This is a genomic window from Bacillus sp. LR--39 (assembly GCF_053613335.1).
In genome coordinates this window covers 1-766 of record NZ_JBSIOT010000742.1, presented here as the reverse complement: position 1 = coordinate 766, position 766 = coordinate 1, and the positions used below count along the sequence as shown (strand labels likewise).

General features: G+C 46.3%; 1 protein-coding gene. It reads left to right on the top strand.

Annotation, left to right across the window (positions count from 1 at the left end; translation table 11 throughout):
* The coding region (locus ACWHAR_RS26235) for a cellulose biosynthesis cyclic di-GMP-binding regulatory protein BcsB (protein WP_452088317.1) at positions 1-766 on the top strand (766 nt) is incomplete at both ends.

The following is a 766-nucleotide window of genomic DNA, read 5'->3' as shown; positions in this document are numbered from 1 at the left end:
ATCAGCCTGCAAAGCTTTCGCTTGCGATGAAAAAATCGAAAACGATTCAAAAGCAGGCCGGCCAAAGCGACTTAGCTGCGGAACAGGCGGAGCTGAAGGTCATGATCAATGGCCAGCCTCATTCCGTCGGACTTGACGATATAGGAAAAGAAGACAAAAACGGCTTTTACCATGTTTCTTTAAAAGTCGATCCGAAACTTTTGCAAAAAAGCCGTTACATTGATATTCAATTTGCCGCTTCAGGCTTGAAAGAGAACAACCCTTGCTACGCGGTGAACGAGGACAAATGGATTTTTATCGATAAACAAAGTGCATTGTCTTACCATGTCAGCGACACGTCAGCTTCAGCAGATTTTCAAGCGTGGCCGCTTCCCTACGCGGGTGATCATAACAATAAAACGCTGATGATCCTGCCCGACAATGCGGATCAGTCGAAGATTGATGAGCTTTCGCTTGTAGTCGGCTCCTTCGGCAGCGAAGCCCGGCAGGCATTCACAGTAAAAACATCCTCGGAAGTCAAACCGGATGACGTGAAAGGAAGAAACGTAATCTTCATCGGAAGCGTCGATCAATTCTCTCTGCTGAAGGAAAAAACAGCCGAATTGGCTGTTCCGCCGGCGAAAAACGGAACATTTGATGTGTCATCTTTTCAAATGCTGAATGAAACGACAAAACAAGTCGCGTTTACTCAAACGTCGCTGTGGGATTCAAATTACTCGATGGCTGTTTTCGCGCCGTTTAAAGGGCAAGGCACATCAGTCACAAA